Annotated in this window: 16 protein-coding genes; 11 read left to right on the forward strand and 5 right to left on the reverse strand. The window is 50.5% G+C overall.

Annotation, left to right across the window (positions count from 1 at the left end; all coding sequences use genetic code 11):
- Positions 1 to 440: 440 nt before the first annotated feature.
- The 4 genes from DP091_RS16840 to DP091_RS16855 form a co-directional block, all read right to left on the reverse strand.
- A complete protein-coding gene (locus DP091_RS16840; RefSeq protein WP_113059390.1) occupies positions 441 to 980 on the reverse strand; it encodes a DoxX family protein in 540 nt (179 codons plus the stop codon).
- Between the two features lie 941 nt (positions 981 to 1,921).
- On the reverse strand, positions 1,922 to 2,446 hold the full coding sequence (locus tag DP091_RS16845; protein WP_113059391.1) for a DoxX family protein: 525 nt from the start codon (positions 2,444 to 2,446) through the stop codon (positions 1,922 to 1,924).
- 260 nt (positions 2,447 to 2,706) lie between these two features.
- Positions 2,707 to 3,246, reverse strand: a complete 540-nt coding sequence (locus DP091_RS16850; RefSeq protein WP_113059392.1) for a DoxX family protein — start codon at positions 3,244 to 3,246, stop codon at positions 2,707 to 2,709.
- A 287-nt stretch (positions 3,247 to 3,533) separates the two neighbouring features.
- On the reverse strand, positions 3,534 to 4,388 hold the full coding sequence (locus DP091_RS16855) for a LysR family transcriptional regulator (protein WP_113059393.1): 855 nt from the start codon (positions 4,386 to 4,388) through the stop codon (positions 3,534 to 3,536).
- A 131-nt stretch (positions 4,389 to 4,519) separates the two neighbouring features.
- Between DP091_RS16855 and DP091_RS16860 the strand changes: the two genes are divergently transcribed.
- From DP091_RS16860 to DP091_RS16885, 6 genes are all read left to right on the forward strand, one after another.
- Positions 4,520 to 5,509: a zinc-binding dehydrogenase gene (locus DP091_RS16860; RefSeq protein ID WP_113059394.1), complete on the forward strand. Its 990-nt coding sequence runs from the start codon at positions 4,520 to 4,522 to the stop codon at positions 5,507 to 5,509.
- Positions 5,510 to 5,940: 431 nt separating this feature from the next.
- Entirely contained in the window at positions 5,941 to 7,020 is a 1,080-nt protein-coding gene (locus DP091_RS16865) for a DUF3048 domain-containing protein (RefSeq protein WP_113059395.1), read from the forward strand.
- Between the two features lie 231 nt (positions 7,021 to 7,251).
- Positions 7,252 to 7,866 carry a DUF47 domain-containing protein gene (locus tag DP091_RS16870; RefSeq protein WP_113059396.1) on the forward strand — a complete coding sequence of 205 codons (615 nt, stop codon included), beginning with the start codon at positions 7,252 to 7,254 and terminating at the stop codon, positions 7,864 to 7,866.
- A gap of 14 nt (positions 7,867 to 7,880) precedes the next feature.
- Positions 7,881 to 8,870: an inorganic phosphate transporter gene (locus DP091_RS16875; protein ID WP_113059397.1), complete on the forward strand. Its 990-nt coding sequence runs from the start codon at positions 7,881 to 7,883 to the stop codon at positions 8,868 to 8,870.
- Between the two features lie 105 nt (positions 8,871 to 8,975).
- Positions 8,976 to 9,932: a magnesium/cobalt transporter CorA gene (gene corA / locus DP091_RS16880; protein ID WP_113059398.1), complete on the forward strand. Its 957-nt coding sequence runs from the start codon at positions 8,976 to 8,978 to the stop codon at positions 9,930 to 9,932.
- Positions 9,933 to 10,145: 213 nt separating this feature from the next.
- Positions 10,146 to 10,511, forward strand: a complete 366-nt coding sequence (locus DP091_RS16885) for a YrhK family protein (protein ID WP_113059399.1) — start codon at positions 10,146 to 10,148, stop codon at positions 10,509 to 10,511.
- Between the two features lie 217 nt (positions 10,512 to 10,728).
- On the opposite strand, the gene DP091_RS16890 is transcribed toward DP091_RS16885, so the two are convergent.
- A complete protein-coding gene (locus tag DP091_RS16890; RefSeq protein ID WP_113059400.1) occupies positions 10,729 to 11,340 on the reverse strand; it encodes a hypothetical protein in 612 nt (203 codons plus the stop codon).
- A 288-nt stretch (positions 11,341 to 11,628) separates the two neighbouring features.
- Between DP091_RS16890 and DP091_RS16895 the strand changes: the two genes are divergently transcribed.
- The 5 genes from DP091_RS16895 (at position 11,629) to DP091_RS16915 (ending at position 17,330) form a co-directional block, all read left to right on the forward strand.
- The gene (locus DP091_RS16895; RefSeq protein ID WP_053489879.1) at positions 11,629 to 11,919 is read left to right on the forward strand and encodes a YerC/YecD family TrpR-related protein; all 291 of its coding nucleotides are present in this window, start codon (positions 11,629 to 11,631) and stop codon (positions 11,917 to 11,919) included.
- A gap of 3 nt (positions 11,920 to 11,922) precedes the next feature.
- Entirely contained in the window at positions 11,923 to 12,687 is a 765-nt protein-coding gene (locus tag DP091_RS16900) for a sirohydrochlorin chelatase (protein ID WP_113059401.1), read from the forward strand.
- A gap of 18 nt (positions 12,688 to 12,705) precedes the next feature.
- The gene (locus DP091_RS16905; protein ID WP_009592325.1) at positions 12,706 to 13,587 is read left to right on the forward strand and encodes a diacylglycerol kinase; all 882 of its coding nucleotides are present in this window, start codon (positions 12,706 to 12,708) and stop codon (positions 13,585 to 13,587) included.
- Positions 13,588 to 13,983: 396 nt separating this feature from the next.
- Positions 13,984 to 15,555, forward strand: coding sequence for a 23S rRNA (uracil(1939)-C(5))-methyltransferase RlmD (rlmD, locus tag DP091_RS16910; RefSeq protein ID WP_113059402.1), 1,572 nt, complete (start codon positions 13,984 to 13,986; stop codon positions 15,553 to 15,555).
- A 590-nt stretch (positions 15,556 to 16,145) separates the two neighbouring features.
- Positions 16,146 to 17,330, forward strand: a complete 1,185-nt coding sequence (locus DP091_RS16915; RefSeq protein ID WP_113059403.1) for a hypothetical protein — start codon at positions 16,146 to 16,148, stop codon at positions 17,328 to 17,330.
- The last annotated feature ends 315 nt before the right edge of the window (positions 17,331 to 17,645 follow it).

Below are 17,645 nucleotides of genomic sequence, written 5' to 3' on the forward strand. Positions count from 1 at the left end.
CGTTCCGTTAAGTTGCAGATAATCGGCAAAATGAGGACCTTATTTGGTGAATAACGAATCTGTGGTCCGTTCGTGATACAAAAAGGGTGCTTTTGGCCAAAATAAGGTCATCTGAGTCCGCTAAAATTATAAGTGGCAGGCCCTGCCCGTATGAACTACGCTCGAAACGTATGAACAACGCTCAAATTTACGGCGCTCCAATGTATTACAAAGCGTATGACAGTACTTGCCACCAGACCTCCAACATATGTCAGACCTCCAACGTAGGCCAGACCCCAACATATGTCAGACATCAACGTATGCCAGACCCCAACATATGTCAGACATCAACGTATGCCAGACCTCCCACGTATACCACAACAAAAACAGCCCGGCTTGATTGCTCAAGGCGGGCTGTGTAATCAATAGGTTAGTTTTTAGGTTACAGATGCATACCATGTTTATGCCGTTTGTTTTTTGAACGGTGTTTGCGTGGTGCCATCGCCTTTGGTTGTTCTGTGCGTCATTTTGTTCCACAGGCCGCGGAGGTAAGGGAGAACCCAATGGTCGAGGCCGATTTTACCGGCGTTGGCCGCAGCGACGATGATCAGCACTTCAAGCAGTAACATCTGGGCGTTGGTGCTCACCGTGCCCGAGAAGAGGAATGCAGCGTTCATCACAAGTCCCATCAGAGCGGCGAAGGTAGTGAAGGTACCGAGGATCAGTCCGACTCCTACGAGGAACTCACCGAGCGGGATGATGAAGTTGAAGAGCTTCACGCCTGGCAGTGCGCCGTGTTCGAGGAACGCTGCCCACCAGCCTTGTACTGCTGGGTGATCGCCGGCTGCCTTGGCAATCGCGCCCTGCAGGAAGCCGCCTGCATCAAATCCGCCTGTCAATTTACCCCAACCTGCCGTCATCCACTCATAACCGATATAGACCCGGATGAAGGTCAGCAGCCACATTGCCAATTTGTTCGTTCTCAGCCAGTTGTTAAACATATAAACCACTCCTTAAAAGTATGATTTCTTTTTATGAAAGCTTCCTTGCCAATTCTCGGATGTGCTGAAGTTTCTGTGATGTTGTTTTTTAGGAAGATGATCATCTCTTTCATGTCTTTATTATAAGTGAAATAAATCACAATATATGTGATTAAAATCACATTTATGATAAAAATCATAAAAACTTTTAATTTGTGAGTTAGCAAGGGTAAGCGACAGGTGATAAGCGAGAGGGTGAACAGGTGCAATATATAGAGGAGACGTAGGAGAATCACGGGACAGTGAGGGGAAGATACGCACTAGATATGTGGTGGTAAGCATGTTGTCTGGAGTATTGCTGGAGTAGGCAAAATGGGGAGTAAGCAGGTAATTAGTAAGTATGTGTTGCTAAAACATAGTGTTTGAAGATTTTGGGGGAATAGGCTAATAGGTTAAATGGTAGTAAGCGAGTAATTAGTAAGTAATATGCTGTAAGAATACTCTGTGCAAGTGTAAAGTAGCAAGCAAGCATGGTCAGTAAGCAATAAATAAAGCTAGTAAGTACAAAGTCAGCGAAGGAAATTAGCAAGCTGTAAGCAATATGCGCAAAGCAGCACCAAGTTCCTGGCCGATGCAGGTAAAGACGCAGCGCATTGGGAAAAGGATATCGCTAGACGGCTGGATTCGATGCGAATCGTTACTGGGGCAAAATGGTTATTAGACACGGATGACCGGTACCGGTGGCATCGGTCACCCGTTAGTTTATAAAGGTAAGCCAAGCTGTAAGAGGTCGGAGAGAGGAGAAGCATCAATCATTCATATTTAGACATGACGTAAGAGTTGGTCTCAACTTAGGATCTAGAGGAGTCAGCAGCCCCAGTCATATTACTGGGGAAACAAGCGCCATTCGCTTGATTTTATTCTGTATTATACTGCCCCAAACTCTCGTATCCCTTGTAAAATCAGACCGCCTGATTCTGCAGAGAGGAGGGGTCACTGCTGATTTTTGCTTTGCGCGTGAATTTATCCTGGAGGTAGGGCATGAGCCAGCGGTCGATCCCGATCTTTCCGCTGTTGGACGCCGAGAGGATGATTAGGAATTCGAGCAGCAGGAGCTGACCGTTAATGCTGATGGAACCGGAGAAGAGGAACGCCGAATTCATCACGAGCCCCATTAGCGCCGCGAACACGGTGAACGAGCCGAGAATGAGGCCAAGCCCGACGAGAAATTCGCCTAGTGGAACGATGACGTTGAACCATTTGACGCCGGGCAGTGCGGCATGCTTCAGGAATACGGCCCACCAATCCTGAACCGCAGGGTGCTCACCCGTGGATTTGGCAATGGCCCCTTGCATAAATCCGCTGGCATCGAAGCCTCCCGTAAGCTTGCCCCAGCCTGCCGTCAGCCACTTATACCCGACGTACACCCGAATGACCGTCAGCAGGCACATTGCGATTTTGCTTGATTGCAACCATTGAATAAACATCAGCACCACTCCTCCAATGAATAATCATTCTCTTTTTGTTTTCAGATTTTTGTGAATTTGAAAATCGTAATCACGACGGAGGCCGAAAAAACAGCAACGATCTATATAATGTCGCATCATCACAAATTATTCATATTTGCAAAAATCTGTATTTAAATACAGTATTCGCATAGGCTGCGATTTGGCATAGGTTCTTGGCACGAAAAAAAGACGATGGAGAACCGGAATTCTCCAACGTCTTTATATGGATCGGTATGAGGTTAAGCTGTGCGTTTTTTCAGATGAGTCGTCGGTGCTTTGGGTTCATGATCACGGTGGGTCATTCTATTCCACAGGCCGCGAAGGTAAGGGAGAACCCAACGGTCGAGACCGATTTTGCCGGCGTTGGCCGCAGCGACGATGATCAGCACCTCAAGCAGCAGCATTTGGGCGTTGGTGCTCACGGTGCCCGAGAAGAGGAACGCGGCGTTCATGACCAGTCCCATCAGGGCGGCGAAGGTGGTGAAGGTACCGAGAATGAGTCCGAGACCTACCAGGAACTCACCGAGCGGGATGATGAAGTTGAAGAGCTTCACGCCCGGTAGTGCCGCGTGCTCCAGGAACGCTGCCCACCAGCCTTGGACGGCGGGGTGATCGCCGGTTGCATTGGCAATCGCGCCTTGGAGGAAACCGCCTGCATCAAATCCGCCGCCTGTCAATTTGCCCCAACCTGCTGTCATCCATTCATAACCGATATAGACCCGGATGAAGGTTAGCAGCCACATTGCAACTTTGTTCGTTCTCAGCCAATTGTTAAACATATAAACCACTCCTTAAATGAGTTTTGATTTTTGGGATTAACGGGTTATAACGTTGTATCTGATGCGATGTTGTCGATTCTTGCTGCTTGGGAAGTGATCACCTTCTCTATGTCTTTATTATAAGTGAAAATATTCACATTATACGTGACAATTATCACAAAGTTGTGAACATTCAATCTAATCCTCCCATGACTAGATCAGTCAATCGTTTTCGTTTTCAGGAGTGCAGGGATTCTCTCGCTGTGGTCATTCGATCCGAGGTGCCCGCTTTGAGGATCAAATGTCTTTCATTTTTGATTCTCCGGCTCCAGAAAAGCTCGAAGGGCGCTGCTCAGCGGCACGTCGCGGTGATAGATAAAATATACCACGACCTCACGGTAGGACTCCGGCAGTGTCATGGCTGCAATGTTTTTCTCGTTGGAAAGCGAAACGGCATTGGACCTCGGGAGAAGCGCTACGCCGAGACCCGAAGCAACCCCGCCTAACACGGCTTCGAGCGAACCGAACTCTATGATTCGCGGATGTTGAACGCCAGCTTCGGCCAGCAGGCGCTCCACTCTGGATCGGTGAGTGCAGCCTGTCGACAAAATAAGCATCGGCTTTTGCAACTGCTCCTGCTGGCTTGCCGCTCCGGCTTCGGAGACGAGCACCAGTTCCTCATTATACGAAGGAATCTGTTTCAGCAGAGGATGCGTCAAAGGTCCGTACACGAAAGCGCCGTCTAGTTCGCGGTCCAGCACTTGCTGCATCAGCACGCTAGAGTTGCCCGTGGTGAGGGACAGGCTGACCTCGGGGTGACGGGCATAATAGTCGGCCAGGCGTCCCGGCAGATATGCAGCGGCAGTGGATTCAATCGCACCGATTCGTAGCGGTCCCCGCGGCGTATCCTCTGCCTGTACGGATTTCTCTGCTTCATCCAGCAAATTTAAAATTTGACGCGAGTATCCAAGCAGGCGCTCGCCGGCCGGGGTCAGTTCCATCCCTCGATTGCTTCGGATAAACAGGGCCGTCTGGAGCCTGTCCTCCAGCTGGCGGATCCGGCCCGTGACGTTGGAGGGAACATACTGCAGGCGTTGGGCTGCCCGCGTAATGCTGCCTTCCTCCGCTACTGCGCGGAATATCCGTAAATCTCCGCTTTCCATTAGTCTCACCTTCCTGACTTCATTCTGACTGAATGCCATATTCATTACTACTCATTTTACATGCTCCGAGGCGAACTATACAATTGAACCTAACATGGCCTACACAAGCCGGAAGAAGGGGAGAGATTCATGTGAAAGCAGCCATTCATCGCGGCCGGAGCGGTCTGGACGGACTTCGGGTCGGCAATATGGAATCGAAACAACCGGGTCCCGGTGAGATCCGGGTCCGTTTAAAGACGGCCGGACTTAATCACCGCGATCTGTTTCTGATGAAGGGACGTCATGCGGCCGATGCACCGCTCATTCTTGGCTCAGACGGCGCAGGCATCATTGATGCCTTGGGTGAAGGAGTGGAGAGTCTGACGGTCGGCACGGAAGTCATCATCCATCCGACGATCGGTTGGGATAACACCGAAGAGGTCCCGGTGGTGCCGGAGATCCTTGGGGGACCCAGGGACGGTACGTTTGCTGAAACGGTCGTCATCCCAGCGGACAATGCCTTCAGAAAGCCGACACACCTGACATGGGAGGAAGCGGGAGTACTGCCTTTGTCCGCGCTAACGGCCTACCGTGCGCTGTTTACGAGGGCGCATATCAAGCCTGGCGAGCATGTGCTTATACCAGGTATAGGAGGGGGGGTTGCAACCTACGCCATGCTCATGGCCCAGACTGCGGGGGCTGTCGTCAGCGTCACTTCCCGAAGCCAAGCCAAGCTCGAAGAAGCGCGGCGCTATTCTGTGCATAGGGCTTTTTCGAGCGGCGGGGATTGGAGCGAAGAGCTGCAAGGGGAGAAGGTGGACGTGATTCTGGATAGTATCGGTCCGGCTACCTTTCCCCAATACTTGGAAGTGATCAAGCCGAATGGGCGGATCGTCAGCTTTGGGGCCAGCTCCGGCGACGCGGTCGAGGTTCCGCTGAGAGCTTTATTTTTTCCGCAGCTGTCCTGGATCGGTACGTCGATGGGGAGCCGCGAGGAGTTCGGAGAGATGCTTCGGTTCATGGAGGAGCACACCATTGCGCCCCTGATCGACCGGATGTACCCGCTGGATGAAATTCTGGATTCGTTCCGGCGGATGACGGCGGGTGAGCAGTTTGGCAATATTGGTTTGCGGATCGGATGACAATGGCATCTCGTTTCCCTTCGGAAACATCTGCGGCTAAATAAATGCATGGAAGCAGGAAGTCTCTTAAAGGCATACGCACTATACGTATGCCTTCTAAGAGACTTTTTTATGTCACAAACCGGGTCGTTTAGAACCTCACCATGGTTTGAGTTGGAACTGCTGCTGCCAAGCCATGCTGTCAAGGTGATTCATTAAAGGATGGTATCTCTTCTAAATACAGACAAAGCACGGATTTTGTGATTAAATGTAAACTAAAGTTGATTGTCGGTTGGAAATTTTGGGGAAATGGCTTGGAAATTTAGGGTAATAAGTAATGGGAGCGTTCATGGGGATTAAGGGTGAAAGTAATGGGAGCGTTCATAGGGGGAAACCATATGTTTAGCAAAGGGTCTTTGTCTTTCCAAAAAGTCGCGTGGAGGACAAGCTTAATGTCGATGGTGACAGTTCTAATGCTGTCGGGCTGCGGCGGCGATAAACAGCAGGCGGAGCCTGCTCCGGCACCGGTGGTGGAGGCTCCGATCGAGCAGCCGGTCGAAGCGCCTCAAGAGGAAACGTCCACTCCATTCAAGGCACCGCTGACAGGATTGCCGTTAGAAGCGTCACTGACGCAGCGGCCGCTGGCCGTTATGATCAATAACGCACCGGCGGCAAGGCCGCAATCGGGTCTGGGACAAGCGGATATGGTATATGAAGTGCTGGCGGAGGGAGGGATCACGCGACTGATCGGCATTTTCCAAAGCCAGAGCGGCATTGAGAAGATCGGGCCGATTCGCAGCATTCGTCCGTATCTCATCAATCTGGGCGAGAGCTACGGCGGCGTTCTGGTCCACGCGGGAGGCAGCCCTGAAGCTTACAGCATTATCCAAAAGCAAGGCAAGCAGGATATGGACGAGATCGGAAACGCAGGCTCCTATTTCTGGAGAGACAAGGAACGCAAAGCGCCGCATAATCTGTATTCCAGCGACGAGAAGCTCCGTGAAGGAGCGGCGAAGCTTAACTATGGCAACGACGTGAAGGTGCCAGAGTATTCGTTCTATTCGGAGCCGACGGCTGCAAGCGGCGAAGGTGCAGAGGGAACGGCGCCTGTGGAGGTTATTTCCGGTGAACCCGGGGAGAAGGTAGAAATCATATTTTTACTAGACAGTTATGTGGTGGCTTATCAGTATGACGGTTCGTCCAATACGTACAAACGGTGGGTCAATGGATCGCCGCATGTGGATCTCAACGATAACGTCCAGCTTGAGGCCGCGAATGTCATCGTGCTCGGGGCGGATCATAAAGTGCTGGATGATGTGGGCCGGCTTGCCGTGAATGTGGAAGCGGGCGGGAAAGCGATGCTGTTCCAGCGCGGAGAAGTCATCGAGGGGCAGTGGGTACGCGCAGCTGGCGATGCGATCCGTTTTGTGAAGGACGGCAAGGAAGTGCCGTTGGTGCCGGGAACGACGTATTTCAACATTGTGCCGAATTCGCCATCTTTTGAAAGCCATGTGACCATAACGAATCCTTAATGTATAAGAAGTGGATGTTGGATGCATATCGGGATAATTTGCACGCAGACGGAGATGTTAATAGGTAAGGGAATGGAAACAATCCTCCATGCATCTTCTTTTTTGTTAGTTCCTTACATTTTTGAGTGTTACTTTTCTATACACACCCTGCCATGGATGTGATAAGATAGTCAAGGTTGTCTATCTTTTGACGGCGTTCGCGGCAATTTATCGAAAAAAGGGGTTAAGAGTATGAAATTGAAGAAGAAGGATATATTCTTCCAAACGCTGGAGAATATGGCCGATACGGTGGTACAAGCCGCAGATTATTTTTCGCAGCACGTTTCCAATCTTCAAGATGTGCTTGAATTTGCCAATGAAATGAAAAAATACGAGTCCCAGTGTGATACCTATACGCATACCATCATTACTGAGCTCAACAAAACGTTTATCACGCCAATCGAACGCGACGATATTATGGACCTGACAACCAGCCTGGACGATGTGATGGACGGATTGGAAGCAACGGCATCCCGTTTCTATATGTACAATTTGGGGAAACCTGACGAGTACATGGTACAGTTTGCCGAAATTTTGCGTCAATCGGCTTACGAAATTCAGAAGGCCATTCATTTGCTCTCTCAGAAAAAACTTCTGGCTATTCGTGAGTACACGATCCGCTTGAACGATCTGGAGAACCAAGGCGACGAGCTGCTGCGCATCTGTATCAAAGATCTGTTCGCTACCGTCTCTGACCCGATTCTGCTGATCAAGAAAAAAGAGATTTACGAACGTCTTGAGACGACCACGGACACCTGCGAAGACGTGGCAAATATGCTGGAATCCATCATTATGCGCAACTCGTAAGGGAGTCCTGAACTATGGATACAACGATGTTAGTATTAGTAATAGTTGTTTTTTTGGCGCTTGCATTTGACTTCATCAACGGGTTTCACGATACGGCGAATGCCATCGCAACGTCGGTATCGACCCGGGCCTTGAAGCCGCGGGTAGCCATACTGCTTGCAGCGAGCATGAACTTCGTCGGCGCGATGATGTTCACGGGCGTTGCCAAAACCATCGGCGGCAGCGTCGCGGATCCGACCAAGCTGGATAACGGGATCGAGGTAGTTATTGCAACATTGCTTGCAGCCATCATCTGGAACCTGGTTACCTGGTGGTTCGGATTGCCTTCGTCCTCTTCCCATGCCCTGATCGGGGCATTGGCCGGTGCGGTATTTGTCGGCGCGGGAAGCGACATGCTGAATTACGCCGGGTTTAAGGATATCGTATTGGCGCTGGTCCTTTCGCCTATTCTTGCGTTTGTGATCGGTTACGTGGTCATGCAGGTGCTGAAGTTCATCTTTGCCAAGCGCAGCCCGCATACGGTGAACAAAGGCTTCCGTACGATGCAGATCTTTACGGCAGCACTGCAGTCCTTCACGCACGGTACCAACGATGCGCAGAAGGCGATGGGGATTATCACCTTTGCCCTCGTCACTTCCGGTCAATTGCAGGAGATGGAAGTACCCTTCTGGGTTAAAGTCTCCGCAGCAACAGCAATGGCGCTCGGAACCTCGGTAGGCGGCTGGAAGATCATCAAGACCATGGGTACGAAAATATTCAAAATCGAGCCGATCAACGGCTTCGCAGCGGACTTCTCGGCTGCATCCGTCATCTTCTCGGCGACATTGCTTCACTTGCCGATCAGTACGACGCATGCCATTACGTCGGCGATTCTCGGCGTAGGCTCAGCGAAACGCTTCTCCGCCGTGAAATGGTCATTGGCAGGCCGCATCGTAGTAACCTGGTTTATTACGATTCCGATTACGGCCGTACTGGCAGGAGTCATCTTTAAAATTCTTTTCTAAAAACGTAATTACACATAGATCATGGATAGTTGTGGGGCCAATCAGGAATCGATTGGCTTTTTTTGTTTAACGAAAACTAAAGGGCGATGGGAAGGAGAGCTTATCATGATTCGCACATTAGCTATTACGCCAAGCTATGAAGCGGTAATCGGGCTTCCACTAGAAGAGATTCGAATAGAGGACTACGCCTGGGTATGGGCCGATTTCAGTGAGCCGACACCGGAGGAAGCAAGGAAGCTGGAGAGCTATTTCCACTTTCACCCGCTGGCGGTGGAGGATTGCCTGCACATCCTGCAGCGGCCGAAGCTGGATTATTACGAACAGATGCAGTTTTTTGTGCTGCATGCCCTACAGCCGGATACCCTGCAAGCCGTCGAGGTGGATCTGTTTCTTGCACCTTCGTTTATTGTCTCCTTCCACCAGAAGGCATTGCCCGAAATGAATGACGCTTGGGAACGCGTAACCTCGGTCGCCGCCAAAGGGCCGCTGGGCCAGGACGGTCCGAGCTTTACGGCTTATACGATCATGGATAAGCTGGTGGACCAGTACTTTCCAAGCCTGTTTGCCATCGAGGACGAGCTGGCGGAGCTGGAAAGCCGAGGGGAGAAGGATTCGGTCGAGGAACTAATGAATCAGGTGTTCGCGCTGCGTTCGAGGCTGCTTCGCCTGCGGCGGACGGTTGTGCCGATGCGGGATCTGCTGTACCGGATCGTGAACTCGCAGCATTTGCAGCATCACGCGCACCATGCTTATTTTTCCGACATCTACGACCATCTGCTGAAGCTGGCGGACATGATCGAGGCCGATCGCGAGATGACGGCGGACCTTCGGGACAGCTACATATCGGTGAACTCGAACCGGATGAACACCATCATGAAGACGCTGACGGTGATCACAACCATCTTCATGCCGCTCACCCTGATTGCCGGGATTTATGGAATGAATTTCGAGAACATGCCGGAGCTGGAGTGGCATTATGGATACTTCTTCGTGCTCCTTCTCATGTTCGTGCTTGGCGGGGGCATGGTGTTGTGGTTTATGCGCAGAGGTTGGTTTAAATAGAGAGCTTCATTCTTGAGTATAGGTTAACGCGAAAAATGGTGTTCGATTCGTAAAGTAGAGGGATGTCAGCCGGGAGTATCTGTCGGCCCAAGTCTGTGCTATAGAGTCATCCAATATATGGGAAGGTTGCCCTGCATCACAGGGGGAGTGCTAAATCGCTGTCGTTTCTTGTTCCTCCGTAAGGGGTAAAGGCATGCAGAGGAGGGACTGCATATGAAACTCGGGCTCAGACCACATCCCAAGAAGCGTTCATCGCGTCAACCAGATGAGCCTTTGCGTTCCCGGCTGCTGCGCCGGATGCTTCGCTTGACATGGAAACGAAAACGAAGGCTCGCCGTGACGAACCGTTATGAGGTGGGCATGGTCATCAGCGAGATTGCGACCGGCCTGTTGTTCATCGCAGGCAGCATTCTCATGTTCTATCCCCATATGAAGCGGATCCCAACCGTGCTGTATCTGATGGGCAGCATTATGATGCTGCTGCGTTCCGGTCTGCGCGGCTCGTATTGGTTCCGGTTAAAATCACTCGAAAGCGTCGAGAATAAAGAAGCCGGCCCGGAAGGGGACTGGACGCGCTGAAGAGAATATATAATAGGTTGAAAAAAGGATATGGCTCCAGTCTAGGGTAACTGACTGGAGCCAACTGCATGATGTATGATGGTTCGGATGAATCCGCCCATGGTGAGTTGTTAGGAACGTATCTGCTAAACCCATCGTGTCGCTATATCTTCGATGATCAGAGGCTGCGGTGCTTCTGAGACTCACGGTAGGGTTTATGCCTACTCATTTACATAGATCAACGGCGACGTTTTTTGCCAGAGCCGGATGGTCTGCGCGAGCCGGAGCGGCGCCGGCTTCCCGAGGAACGGCGTCTTCTCGCTTTATATTCGTAGCCGTCTTCATTTTGGTCCGTAAATGCGCTTGGAGAGGATCCGCTGCCGCCTCCGCCTTTCTTCTTCCCGAGCGCGCCTGCAAGCAGAGAGACCATAGGCGCAAGCTGCTGGAAGCCCTGCATGACCTTTTGTACCTTGCCAATGTTGTTGACGATGCCGTCGATGCCCCCCATCCGATCGATGAGTCCCTTGATGTCGCTCATATTGTTGACCCCGAGTCCGCCGAGGAGCTTGCCTAATCCGCCTCCACCGCCGCTGCCGCCTCCTCCGCCAAGGAGACCTGCCAGACCGCCTCCGCCGGAATTCGTGGATGGAGCCAGAGCCGAAGCTGATGCTTCCATGTCGGTTACGCCGTCGGTATATGGATATAACGCGGTTTCACCCACATCCGGATAATCGGTGTATGGAGTAATGCCAGGGTATGGCGATGGCGTCTGCGGCAGTGATTCATATTCATTGAGGGAGCGCTGGTTATTAGTGGGTCGGCGGTGATAATAGTGAGAATGACGCGTCATGATATCACTTTCCTTTTTGAGTTAAGATACTATACTGTATGATACGGGCGGGCGATGGGTTTAGGCGGATGTCCCGATTTTCGGGATAGGAGCGGAATCGGGCGATAGCCCAGGAAGATTTTGGCGGGCGCTGGAGCGGTGAAATGTGAGCGTGTATAAGGGATGCTGCCTCCGGGTAATGGTTGTCCTGTAGTGCGTGAAATCGTTAATGCTTGAAAATACTAGTTCCGCTCGGGTACAATGGGAGTGCGAGTGTTATACACAGTAACAATAGGGGATGATCATCCAGTGCAATTAAAGAAGCTAAATGATAAAAGCATCGATCAATTATTCGAAGCGATATTAACCCTGGGCAGTGTGGAAGAGTGTTATGTATTCTTCGATGATCTCTGCACCGTTAACGAAATTCAGTCCTTGTCGCAGCGGCTGGAAGTGGCGCGCATGCTGGGCAAGGGATGCACATACAACCAGATTGAAGCAGAAACGGGAGCCAGCACCGCAACGATTTCGCGCGTGAAGCGTTGCCTGAACTACGGCAATGACGGTTATAAAATGACGCTGGAGCGTCTTGGACGTTAAAATATGACGAAACCGGGTGTGCTGGTTATCAGTCATGGTTCGCGTGAACAGAAATGGGTGTCGCTTGTGGACGAGGCCGTCCACAGTCTGGCGTCCCGTATGGATATACCGGTCGTCTCTTCGTACCTGGAACTGGTAGAGGGCCGTCTGATTCAGGACGGCATCACGGCCTTGGAAGACCAGGGTGTCACCGACATTGTGGTCATTCCTCTATTTGTCTCGTCCGGCAGCACACATGTCGACGAAATAGCTTATGCTATAGGAGCGAAGGCCGTTCCGGACATGGAGACGGACCTGGCGCCGTTTCGGGTCCGGTCCCGGGTTCATTTTGGCACGCCGATGGACGACGCTCCCGAGATTGCGGCCATGGTATGGGATAAGGTGAGAGAGTTGTCCGTGAACCCGGCGAAGGAGGTTATTCTTCTCGTCGGACACGGCAGCCGGCATGATCTGTTTCGCAGCCGCTGGGAAAAGGGTATTAACTCTTTGGCACAGCGAGTTAGCGAGGTAAGCGGAACAAGCGCGGATTATGCTTTACTCAGTCCCGGCGATGTTCGGGACAAGGTGACAGCATGGATGGAGCGCGGCTGCGATGTGATCGTAGCTCCGCTTTTTTTGAGTGAGGGGTATTTTACGGAGAAGGTGATACCTGAGCGGCTCGAGGGGCTGGATTGTCGATATTCCGGCAGAACCTTGCTTCCGCACCCGCTGCTGCCGCAGTGGATGGAGTCGCAGGCCAAACTTCTTCTTCTATCCTTGAAATCATAAGTAGGTGGCGTATCATTAATGAGAAATGCAAGGTTAATCTATAACCCAACCTCCGGCAGGGAGGAAATGAAGCGTCGGCTTGCTGATATATTGCACCGTCTGGACAGTGCTGGCATCGAAACCTCCTGTCATGCAACGACCGGAGAGGGGGATGCGACCCGTGAAGCGGCGGATGCCGTCGAACGCGGGTACGATCTGGTGATCGCAGCCGGTGGAGACGGTACGCTGAATGAGGTCATCAACGGGATGGCCGGCAGGGATAATCTCCCGCCGCTGGGTATTTTCCCGCTGGGGACCACGAACGATTTTGCGCGGGCGCTCGGCATCTCGAAGAACTGGGAGGAGTACTGCGATCTGGTGATTCGGGGCGAGACGCGTCCGATTGATGTGGGCAAAGCGAATGATCGTTACTTCATTAATATCGCGGGCGGCGGTACGCTGACCGAGCTCACGTATGAGGTGCCAAGCAAGCTGAAGACGATGATCGGGCAGCTGGCGTATTATTTGAAGGGGATCGAGAAAATGGTCAGCCTCGCGCCGCAGGAGCTCATCATCAACGCGAGCGGTCATCCGGCGATCCATGACGAATTCATGGTGTTCCTCATTGCGAACAGCAACTCGGTCGGCGGCTTCGACAAAATCGCGCCGGGCGCAAGCATCGACGACGGCTTGTTCGATGTCATTGCCCTGCGCAAGTGCAATCTGGCGGAGTTCGTGCGTGTAGCCACGCTCGCCCTGCGCGGCGAGCATATCAACGACAAGCGGGTCGTGCATTTCCGCACCGACTATATGGAGGTCGTCTCTCCGGGACCGGTTCAGCTGAACCTGGACGGCGAGTTCGGCGGCGTTCTGCCGGGCACGTTCCGTGTTCTGCCGCAGCATTTGCGGATTTTTGGCTGAGACGGTGGATGGTAGAGACGCGGAAGGCAACGACGGGCGCCTAAGGCGTAATGGTTGCTGCCGAAGGCTCAGCGGGGACTGACCGCATTAGCGATGATAGGCGATTATGGCAATGGGCCATGGAACGAGATGGAACAGGCCGAGGATCGCCGCTTAGGCTTCAGGCTCTTGTAAGTAAATGATTGGATTTGCAGGCTGAATGGATTGAATAACATACGAGGCTCCCGTATAATGATGGACGTGAGCTTGTGCGCTAAGCTCCCTTGGGGGAGCTTTTTGTTGTTTAAGCGAATGAAGGTTAGCGGAAGATCATCCGCTTTGATTATGGATGGTGTTCCGATTGGGAATATAGAGTGGTAAGGGACAAGTTGAACGGAAAGAAGTGAACAGCACATCATGAAGAAGAACCGCAAGGGAAGCGACACGCGCCGCAGCGGCAAGCCAGCGGCTTCGGCGGCCCTCCTGGACCTGCCGGTGGCCAAGAACGACGAGGTCGTGATCGATATTATAGGAATGAACCATGACGGGGAAGGGGTCGGCCGTGCAGACGGCTACACCCTGTTCGTTCAGGGCGCCCTGCCGGACGAGAAGGTCCGGGTGAAGGTGCTCAAGACTAAGAAGCAGTATGGATACGCCAAGCTGCTGGAACTGGTCGAACAGAGCCCGAACCGCATCGCGGCCCCATGCCCGATCTACGACCAATGCGGCGGCTGCCAGCTGCAGCATATGAGTTATGCCGGACAGCTGGAGTGGAAGCGCCAGCTGGTGGTGGACAACCTGGAGCGGATCGGGAAGCTGCGGGTGGTGCGAGAGGCGGAAGGTGCTGGAGAGACGCTTGTGGGCGATGAGCGGAGTGGCACAGATGCTGGAGGAGACATTGAGAATTCTGAAACCAACGAGGCGAATCCTGCCGTGTCCGGCGTTGATTCAGATCAAGAGGGGATCCTCGTGCGGCCGACACTCGGTATGAGCGAGCCTTGGCGCTACCGCAACAAGTCCCAGGTGCCGATCGGCGTAACGGAAGGCGGCCTGGTCGGCGGTTTCTACGCCCGGGGCAGCCACCGGATCGTGGACATGGAGACGTGCCTCATCCAGCACGAACAGAACGACGAGGTCGTCAGTCGCGTCAAAGCCATTGGGCGGAAGCTAGGCATCACCGCCTACAATGAAGAGACAGGTCAGGGCCTGCTTCGCCATGTCGTGGTGAAGATCGGTTTTGCTACCAGGGAAATGATGATTGTACTCGTCACCAATGGCGAGCGGATACCGCACGTGAACGAGTGGATCTCTGCGATCCGTGAGGAGCTTCCGGCTGTAGTGAGCATCTGTCAGAATGTGAATACACGTAAAACGAACGTTATTTTCGGGGATGTAACTCGTGTCCTGTGGGGCCGTGAGGTCATCCATGACTATATAGGCGATGTGAAGTTCGCCATTTCCGCGCGTTCCTTCTATCAGGTGAACCCTGCCCAGACCGAAGTACTGTACGGTAAGACGGTGGAGTATGCCGGATTAACCGGAGCGGAGACCGTGATTGATGCCTATTGCGGCATCGGAACGATATCCTTGTTCTTGGCCCAACATGCCAAGAAGGTGTATGGGGTCGAGATCGTGAAGGAAGCGATCGAGGATGCACGTGCGAATGCGAAACTGAACGGTATGAAGCATGTGGAGTTTGAAGTCGGCGCGTCCGAAGACGTGATTCCGCGCTGGAAAGAGCAGGGAGTTGAGGCGGATGTGATCGTGGTTGATCCGCCACGTAAGGGATGCGACCCACGCTTGCTAGAGACGATTCTTGAGATGAAGCCGGAGCGAGTAGTTTATGTGAGTTGTAATCCGTCCACGCTGGCAAGGGATTTGCGGGTGCTGGAGGATGGCGGCTATCGGACGGTGGAGGTAACGCCGGTGGATATGTTTCCGCATACGGTGCATGTGGAGAGTGTGGCGGTGTTGGTTTATAAAGGTTAAGAGTGATAGAGCGGGAGACGGATAGGGGACATAGATGTTCAAGTCCCCTATTGGTGCCCTCCGTAATTAATGCTATTGAGATATATAGTCGATAAGGAAGTCAACTCGCAACTGCCTAATTGGAGAGGTTCGAACTAACTAATGTTAGGAATGGCTGGTCTTTAAACAATTTGGGCATCTTGCCTAAAAAGGTATCTTGGATGCTGTTCTGACCTAAGCTCAAAAGCAACTAATTAAAGATCCTAAATCCTTTCGAGGTTTAGGTTTTTTTTTGCCCGCTTTTTTCACGACTGAATATGTGACCTTCTCAAACAGCCTATTACTGGCGTTCTATCTTGAGGCACTAATACTGTCGTATTTTCTGAACAGTGATAATTTTGATAACCGAACCTTTTGAAGAAATAATATCAGCATGGATATTTTCAGCTCTGAGAATTAGCAGCTAACAAAAAAATATAGATATATAAGAGAAAATGCATTTATTTTTGTGTGCAGCTACTTTTTTTACGCATTTTTAATGAAATTTATATTGACGTTAACACATGCAGCGAGTTAATATTTATGTAACTTAGGTAAGGAGTTGATGGGGAATGGCTATTAAAATTAATAAGAAATTAGAGATGTTTTCGACTTTTGACCCCACGAAGGAATCAAAGCCAGTATCACTAGGGAATTTATGCAAGGAGATTGAGGAAAGGAAATTAACTCTCCCTATTTTCCAGACATACATAAGATGGAAAGTTGAAAAATCTATCGATTTATTGAATTTCCAATTAAGTGGTAAGGCCGCTGTCTCGCCAATATCAATCAATATTATTGAAAACCAAGACTTAGCCGTTCCACAGGTATCATTTATTGAAAGGGAACGGATTGATAATGAGGACATATCCGGTAAGCATTCAGTTAATGATGGACAGCAGAGACTCAGTTGTAACTTCAAGGCCTATACTGATCACGAAGAGTTTAAGTGTATTGTCCTTGATATCACAACGGGGAAATTCATGATGAATACCGGTGCTCTTAGAAAGTCTCAAATACCAGTCGGGAAATTGTACAATAAAGACCCGAAGGTATTCACACAATTCTTAAAAGACCACAAAGATTTACAAGTGTTTGAAGTCCAAGATCTTCTGACAAAGATTAGGAATAAGTTTATGGGTTACTACTACACTGTAAACTATGCAAGAGATTTATCGGAAGAAGAGCAGCGTGAATGGTTTGAAGTTCTAAATCTAGCGGGAACTAAAGTAACAGATGTTGAAGTAAACCTTACAGAAATGCTAATTAAAGGCGTTGATTTTTACAAAGAGTACTCAGATAAGTTTGTTGAGAAACTTAGAGAATCTAGTTTAGAGCAATTGATTGTGTTTAAAGCAACCGAGGTTTCCATTCCCTTGGCTGCATTAAACCCGGCATATGAAGTGCTTAAAAATAAAGAACATAAATCGAATTTTAGTCCTATGCCTTCCGATGTAAAGGCAAATTTGATAAGTAAATTAGATAAGGAAGATATTAGGAAGTTGTTTAACATGACGCTAGATGCTTTAGAACGTGCTGTTGAGTTCATTGAAGAAAATAAACTGAAGCTACCTGATCGTATTGATTATTTAACTTATCTCCTCGGAGCATTTGTATTCCTTGGTAACGATAGTCAGATTTCGGAAAAACAAAAGGAGCAGATTATCGAATGGTATAACAATGTAGAGTTTTCTAAGAAGGACAACGGTGAGAGAAGGAGATACTTTGAGGAATTAATTCGAGTAAGATACATTTAGGGTGTTTAGGGATGTCGACTATGAGTGACATCCCCTTTTGTTTGTTGAGTCTCAAGTTGGATGAAGGTGTATCGTATCTGAACTTGATGAGATTCTGCGTATGCTTTGTTTACTATAAAAATAACGGGGATGGGTAAGACCAATTGATATCATTTAACCTTGATGTGTTCTTAGATACCTTGGATAAGCAACATCTTGAGATCTTCTTAGAAAAAAGATTGAAACGTTAATATATGATCTGGATCATTATTTCGTATAGCATGTTGTCTTGAAATAGTGTATTCTATTAATTTGCAAGGTATCACTTGAAAAATA

Origin of the sequence: Paenibacillus sp. MDMC362, from assembly GCF_003269305.1 — a bacterium.
GTDB lineage: Bacteria > Bacillota > Bacilli > Paenibacillales > Paenibacillaceae > Paenibacillus_AQ.